This is a genomic window from Sphingomonas sp. URJC2 (assembly GCF_059803575.1).
Genome location: NZ_JAPFGX010000013.1, coordinates 63,937 through 70,494 on the forward strand (window position 1 = coordinate 63,937; position 6,558 = coordinate 70,494).

The window sequence follows — 6,558 nt, forward strand, 5'->3', positions numbered from 1 at the left end:
TCGTTAAGGCTTCAACCTCGGGAAAGTGATTATTTTTGCTAATGCGAACAATATGCAATAAGCTCAGTGCACGCCATGGCCCAGCGCCATATAGGTGTCCGACTGCATCTCCATCAGCCGGCTGACCGTGCGTTCGAACTCGAACCGCCCGTCGCCTTCGACATAAAGCTCGGCCGGCGCGGCATCGGCCCCGGCGATCAGCTTGACCCGGTGTTCGTAAAGCGCGTCGATCAGGGTTACAAAGCGCGCCGCCTCATTGCGGTTTTCCGGCCCCAGCCGGGGAATGCCGACCAGAAACACCGTATGGTAACGCCGCGCGACCGCCAGATAATCGGCCGCGCCGCGCGCGGTGCCGCACAGCTTCCTGAACGAAAACACGGCAACGCCCTTCAGCGATTTGGGCACGTCGAGCACGCGGCCGCCGCCCAGCGGCAGCTGTTCGGCGGGCACATGGGCGCTGTCTTCGGGCGGATAGTCGGTCAGGCGGAAAAACGCCTCGCGCAGCCGCGCGGTCGTCTCCGGGCCATTGGGGGTCAGCCAGGTCGTCACCCCGGCAAGGCGCGCGCGCCGGTAATCGACCGGGCCGTTGAGCGCGATCACGTCCAGCCGCGCGCGCAGCAGATCGATAAAGGGCAGGAAATGCTCGCGGTTCAGCCCGTCCTTGTAGAGATCCTCGGGCGCGCGGTTCGATGTCGCCACCACCGTCGTCCCGCCGGTGATCAGCGCGGTGAACAGCCGCGACAGGATCATCGCGTCGGGCGAGTTGTTGACGACCATTTCGTCAAACGCGATCAGCCGCGCCTCGCCCTTCAGATCGGCGGCGACGGCGGGGATCGGGTCGCCCGCCTCGCTGGCCCGCGCCGCGCGCAGCCGGTCATGCACTTCGAGCATGAACTCGTGGAAATGCACGCGGCGTTTGGCGGCGATGTCCAGCTCGTTGAAGAACAGGTCCATCAGCATCGATTTGCCGCGCCCCACCCCGCCCCACAGATACAGGCCGCGCGGCGCTTCGGGCTGGCGGCCGGCCAGCCGCCACAGCAGCGACCCGCGCCGGGGGCTGGCCTCAAGCTGGTCGGCAAGCGCGCCGAGCCGGGCGGCGGCATCGGCCTGGGCGGGGTCGGGGCGCAGCTCGCCGTCGCGCACGAGCGTCTGGTAACGGGCAATGATCTTGTTCACCGGCGCGCCGATATCGGCCCCGGCCGGGGTTGAAAAGCCGCTGCCGCCCAAAACCCCTCCCGCCACCGGCGCGAACCTGCCGCCCGGCATATCCGCAACAGGCCTTATTCCACCCCCCTGCCGACGCCGCTAAGCCGGGCGTGGCGGGGGATGAAAAGGGGCGCGCAATGACCAGCCGGGCGATGCTGACGGGCCTTGCCATCGCCGCCGCAGCGGCCATCGGCCTGTGGGCGCTGTTCGGGCGCGCGCCGGCGGTGACGGGCGTGCGCGCGACGACCGGCCCCGCGCTCGACCTTGTCTATGCGACCGGCTTTGTCGAACCCGAACGCCCGGTCGCGCTCGCCAGCCGCGTCACCGCGCCGGTCGTCGCCGTGCTGGTCGATGAAGGCATGGCAGTGCGCGCCGGCCAGCCGCTCGTCCTGCTCGACAATGGCGAGCAGCGCGCCCAGATCGACCAGCTTGCCGCCCAGACGCGCGAGGCCGGGGCCGCCGAGGCGCGCGCGCTGACGCTGTTCGGGCGCGGTTTTCTGGCCGCTGCCGGGCGCGATCGCGCGGTCGCCGCCGCCCGCTCCGCCCGCGCGGCAGAGGCTGGGGCGCGCGCGCGCCTTGGCCAGTTCACGCTGCGCGCCGGGATTGACGGGGTGGTGCTGCGCCGCGACGTGCAGCCGGGCGATCTGGCGACGCCCAGCCGCACGCTGATGACGCTCGGCGATCCCGCCCGGCTGCGCGTGACCGCCACCGTCGATGAGCGCGACATTCCGCGCATCATCCCCGGCCAGCGGGTGCTGATGTCGACCGCCGCCTATCCGGGCCGGGTGATGCGCGGGCAGGTGCGCGCGGTCACGCCCGGCGGCGATCCGGATCAGCGCGCCTTCCGGGTCAGGATCGCGCCCGATGCCGGGTCGCCGCTGCCGGTCGGGCTGACGCTTGAGGTCAATATCGTCACCGCCGAACGCGCCGGGGCCGTGCTGGTGCCCAGCCGCGCGGTGCAGGACGGGCAGATCTGGGTGATAAGCGACGGCACGGCCCGGCGCATCCGCGTGACGCCGGGGATCGAGGGCGGCGAGCGGACCGAAATCCGCGCCGGTCTTGCGCCGGGGGCGTGCGTCCTGCCCGATCCGCCGGACGGGCTGCGCCCCGGCCAGCGGGTGCGGATCAGCGGATGCTGACCGACGCCCCCGCCCCGATGCTTGGCCGTTTCCGGCTGCTCGGCGGGATCGCGGCCACCCATCTGGCAAAGCGCGCGCGCCAGACGCTGGTGGCAGTGGCCGGGGTCGCGGTCGGCGTCGGCTTTTTCCTTGCGGTGTCGGCGCTGATGATCGGCAGCCAGGCCGACTTTATCGAAACGCTGATCGATGCCGCGCCCCATGTGGTGATTTCCGACGAGCTGCGCAGCCCGCCGCCCCAGCCGGGTGCCGCGGCGATGCCCGGTGCGGCGATCCGGCTGCGCGGGTTCAAGCCGCGCACCGAGGTGCGCGGGCTGCGCGGCTGGCAGCGGATCGTGGCGGCGGCCGAGGCCGAGCGCGGGGCCATCGCCTCGCCCTCGCTGTCGGGCGCGGTCACGCTGCGCGCGGGCGGGCGCGAGGAGCCGCTGGCACTGGTGGGCATCGATCCGGCGATCGAGCGGCGCATCTCGACCATCGAGGAGCTGCTGGTCGCCGGGCGGCTGCGCAATCTGGAAACGACGCAGGGCGGCGTCATCATCGGCGAGGAACTGGCCGGACGGCTGGGTGTCGGCATGGGCGATATCGTCGGCGCGACCTCGGCGCGCGGCGGCACCAGATCGCTGCGCATCGTCGGGCTGTTCGGCAAGGGGCGGGGCGCGCTGGGCGCGGCCTCGGGCTATGTGCTGCTGCGCGAGGCGCAGTCGCTGACCGGCCAGCCCTTCGTCATCAACCGGATCGGCATCCGGCTGGCCGACCCCGCCGGGGCGCGCGCAAGCGCCGCCGCGCTCGAGGCGCGGTTCGGCTACAAGGCGGAAAGCTGGCAGGAACGATCGGCCGACGTGCTCGCTTTGCTGCTCACCCGCAACGTCATCATGTACAGCGTCGTCTCCGCGATCCTGCTGGTCGCAAGTTTCGGCATCTACACGGTCGTATCGACCGCCGTGACCGACAAAAGGCGCGACATCGCCATTCTGCGTTCCATCGGCTTTTCGCAGGGCGATCTGCAGGCGGTGTTCGTGATCGAAGGGGTGGTGATCGCGCTGATCGGCGTGATCGCGGGCTTTGCGCTCGGCACCGGGCTGATGGAGATATTGGGCAGCCTTGAGTTCACCATCCAGGGCAAGACCGAGCATCTGCCGCTCGACCGCAGCCCGCGCCAATTCCTGATCGCGGGCGGGGCCTCGCTGCTCTCGGCCACGGTCGCCGCATGGCTGCCGGCGCGCAAGGCGGCGCGGGTCGACCCGGTCGATATCCTGCGCGGGGCGGCATGACCGGCGAGGCGCCGATCCTGTCGGCGCGCGGGCTGGGCCGGGTGCTGCCCGGCGATCCGCCGGTACCGCTGGTGACGGGTGTCGATCTCGACATCCGCCCGGGCCGGTTCGTCGCGGTGATCGGCCCGTCGGGCTGCGGCAAATCGTCGCTGCTCTATCTGCTCGGCCTGCTCGACCGGCCGACCATGGGCACACTGCTGCTCGACGGCCACGACACCGGCGGCATGTCGGGCGACGAGCGCGCACGGGCGCGGCTGCGCCGGTTCGGCTTCGTGTTCCAGTTCCATTTCCTGCTCGGCGAGTTCAGCGCGCTTGACAATGTGCTGCTGCCGATCCGGCGGCTGGGGGCGCTAGACCCGTCGGCGGCGCGCGCGCGGGCGCTGGCGCTGCTCGACATGATGGGGCTGGCCGATCAGGCGGCCAAGACGCCCGACCGCATGTCAGGCGGCCAGCGCCAGCGCGTCGCCATCGCCCGGGCACTCGCCAACGATCCGGCACTGGTGCTGGGCGACGAGCCGACCGGCAATCTCGACAGCCAGAACAGCGCCCGCGTGGTCGAAATCCTCCGCGCCCTCGCCCATGACGAGGGGCGCGCCGTCGTCTGCGTCACCCATGACGGCGACATCGCCGCCGCCGCCGACACGCGCATCCATATGCGCGACGGCCGGATCGAGCGGATCGACTGAGAAAAGCAGGTGTCGTGGGGGGGGTGTTTTTACCGTGCCTCGCGGCGCGGGGGCGTTTTTTTTTGCGCGCCTCTCGGCGCGGGCCGGTGCCGTTCTTCCCAGCTAACAACTCACGGTGTCGCGACGACGAAAACCCCGCCGCCGCGACAGGCCCCTTCAGCGCCGCGCGGGCTTGCGGATCGTTCCCGAATAGCTGGCGCAGATCCGCACCTCGCCGGCCGCGTCGAGCTGCTCGACCAGCCCGCGGACGAACACCAGCCGGCCGGTTTCGCGCAGCACTTCGGAGACGAGATCGAGCGGCCGGTCGATCGCCGCGCCGGCGATGAACTGGGTCGACAGGTCGAGCGTCACCGCCACCCCGGCCTCGACAATGCCGTGCAGCCGCGCGGTCGCGAACAGCGCAACGTCGATCATCCCGAGCAAGGCGCCGCCATGAACATTGTCCGACAGGTTGGACTGGGCGCGCGCGGGAAACGCGCGCAGCCGCACCCGCCCGTCGCCCTCGCGCCGGACGATCAGCGGGCCGAGCGCGGTGTTGAACCGGTCGGCGTCCGACAGCTCCCAGCGCAGCCAGCCGGGATGATCGGGGTGCGGATCATGGATGAAGGCCGGGTGGCGGATTTCGGCGGCAAGCGCCTCTGCCGCGCGCTGGTCCTCAGCCGCCCCGATCCCGTGCGCCGATGCGCGTGCCGCCATGTCTTTCCGTCCTGTCGTCGAGAGCTGTTTCCGATCCGACTGCGTCGGATCGGCCTCTCTAGGTCTTTGATTTGGCGCATTTTCCGAGCCGCCGGGTGATCTCACCCGGCTTGAAAATGCTCCAGGGCGGGCGCGCCGGTGCCGGGCACCGGCGCCCACGACATCAGATCGCGCGCTCGACGACCATTTTCTTGACCTCGGCAATTGCCTTGGCCGGGCTCAGCCCCTTGGGGCAGACATTGGCGCAGTTCATGATCGTGTGGCAGCGATACAGGCGGAACGGATCCTCCAGCTCGTCCAGCCGCTCGCCGGTCTGCTCGTCGCGGCTGTCGGCCAGCCAGCGATAGGCCTGAAGCAGGATCGCCGGGCCGAGGAACTTGTCCGAATTCCACCAATAGCTGGGGCACGAGGTCGAGCAGCAGGCGCACAGGATGCACTCATACAGCCCGTCAAGCTTGGCCCGGTCTTCCGGGGTCTGGAGCCGTTCCTTGCCCGAGGGCGGCGGCGTCACCGTCTTCAGCCAGGGCTGGATCGACGCATATTGCGCGTAGAAATGGCTGAAATCGGGGACCAGATCCTTGACCACGTCCATATGCGGCAGCGGCGTGATGCGGATATCGCCCTTCACATCCTCGATCGCCTTGGTGCAGGCGAGCGTGTTGCGCCCGTCGATGTTCATCGAGCAGCTGCCGCAAATGCCCTCGCGGCACGACCGGCGGAAGGTGAGCGAGCTGTCCTGCTCGCCCTTGATCTTGATCAGCGCGTCAAGGACCATCGGGCCGCAGCTGTCGAGATCGACCTCGAACGTGTCGTAACGGGGATTTTCGCCGCTGTCGGGATCATAGCGGTAGATCTTGAAGCGTTTGACGCGCGTCGCCCCCGGCGCGGCCGGGAAGGTCTTGCCATCCTTGCGAATGACGCTGTTCTTGGGCAACGCGAACTCAGCCATGGTCTTACCCGCTTGTTTTTGGTTCCGCACGCCAGATAGGCCGGAGCGCGCCAGACCTCAACCGTCTGCGTGCATATCCCGGATGGCAATGCGGGATGACCAGTGGGTTAACGGCCGGAAAGGGGACGAGTGACCGAAAGCGGGGGAAGCGCCGAACAGGCCGCCGGGCGCGGGAGCGGCGCACCGGGCGTGAAATCTGCCGGGCACGGCCGGGCCGCGCGCTCGGTGCGCGAGCTGCTGGCGCTCATGGTGCTCGCCCCGCCGGCGGCGCTACTGAGCGGCCCGGCCGGGCTTGCAGCGGCCGAGCTGCGCGACTGGGCAGCGGCGATCATCTGCGCCTATCTGTGCGCGCGGCCGGTCGCGGGCTGGGCGGGAACGCTCGCCGCGCGGCTTGGCACCATGCCTGCCGTGATGCTGGCGGCCGGCGGCTGCATCGCCGCGCTGCTGCTGTGGCTGGCGGCGACGGGGCTGGGCTTCCCTGCGGGTGCCGGGGGCGCGGGCCGTGCGCTGATGGCGGGCTTGCTGGTCGCCGCGGTGCTGACGGTCGCGCGCATCGGCCGGCCTGCGACCGCGCGTTCAACCCCCGCGCGGCCAACCACCGCTGCGCCGCGCCC

General features: G+C 70.4%; 7 protein-coding genes. 4 read left to right on the top strand and 3 right to left on the bottom strand.

Annotated features, from left to right (window positions below; all coding sequences use genetic code 11):
• Positions 1-63 precede the first annotated feature (63 nt).
• Positions 64-1,176, bottom strand: coding sequence for a cell division protein ZapE (zapE, locus tag OPU66_RS07155; RefSeq protein ID WP_498552918.1), 1,113 nt, complete (start codon positions 1,174-1,176; stop codon positions 64-66).
• Positions 1,177-1,343: 167 nt separating this feature from the next.
• Between zapE and OPU66_RS07160 the strand changes: the two genes are divergently transcribed.
• The 3 genes from OPU66_RS07160 to OPU66_RS07170 are packed head-to-tail and all read left to right on the top strand — an operon-like array spanning position 1,344 to position 4,299.
• Positions 1,344-2,345, top strand: a complete 1,002-nt coding sequence (locus tag OPU66_RS07160; protein WP_498552919.1) for an efflux RND transporter periplasmic adaptor subunit — start codon at positions 1,344-1,346, stop codon at positions 2,343-2,345.
• Entirely contained in the window at positions 2,339-3,613 is a 1,275-nt protein-coding gene (locus tag OPU66_RS07165; protein ID WP_498552920.1) for an ABC transporter permease, read from the top strand. Before OPU66_RS07160 ends, OPU66_RS07165 begins: the two co-directional genes overlap by 7 nt.
• Positions 3,610-4,299, top strand: coding sequence for an ABC transporter ATP-binding protein (locus tag OPU66_RS07170; RefSeq protein ID WP_498552921.1), 690 nt, complete (start codon positions 3,610-3,612; stop codon positions 4,297-4,299). The genes OPU66_RS07165 and OPU66_RS07170 overlap by 4 nt, the downstream gene beginning before the upstream one ends.
• 156 nt (positions 4,300-4,455) lie before the next feature.
• Here the strand turns inward: OPU66_RS07170 and OPU66_RS07175 are convergent, their stop codons facing one another.
• Together OPU66_RS07175 and OPU66_RS07180 are read right to left on the bottom strand one after the other, a co-directional pair.
• The gene (locus OPU66_RS07175; protein WP_498552922.1) at positions 4,456-4,995 is read right to left on the bottom strand and encodes a PaaI family thioesterase; all 540 of its coding nucleotides are present in this window, start codon (positions 4,993-4,995) and stop codon (positions 4,456-4,458) included.
• Positions 4,996-5,158: 163 nt separating this feature from the next.
• The gene (locus OPU66_RS07180; RefSeq protein WP_160592691.1) at positions 5,159-5,944 is read right to left on the bottom strand and encodes a succinate dehydrogenase iron-sulfur subunit; all 786 of its coding nucleotides are present in this window, start codon (positions 5,942-5,944) and stop codon (positions 5,159-5,161) included.
• Between the two features lie 189 nt (positions 5,945-6,133).
• On the opposite strand from OPU66_RS07180, the gene OPU66_RS07185 reads away from it, so the two are divergent.
• A partial coding sequence (locus tag OPU66_RS07185; protein WP_498552923.1) for a hypothetical protein occupies positions 6,134-6,558 on the top strand: 425 nt, incomplete at its 3' end.

Bases quoted from the DNA above. Each gene is read 5' to 3' on its own strand.
- OPU66_RS07165 (WP_498552920.1), top strand. From the start codon at position 2,339: ATGCTGACCGACGCCCCCGCCCCGATGCTTGGCCGTTTCCGGCTGCTC.
- OPU66_RS07175 (WP_498552922.1), bottom strand. From the start codon at position 4,995: ATGGCGGCACGCGCATCGGCGCACGGGATCGGGGCGGCTGAGGACCAG.
- OPU66_RS07160 (WP_498552919.1), top strand. From the start codon at position 1,344: ATGACCAGCCGGGCGATGCTGACGGGCCTTGCCATCGCCGCCGCAGCG.
- OPU66_RS07170 (WP_498552921.1), top strand. From the start codon at position 3,610: ATGACCGGCGAGGCGCCGATCCTGTCGGCGCGCGGGCTGGGCCGGGTG.
- OPU66_RS07180 (WP_160592691.1), bottom strand. From the start codon at position 5,944: ATGGCTGAGTTCGCGTTGCCCAAGAACAGCGTCATTCGCAAGGATGGC.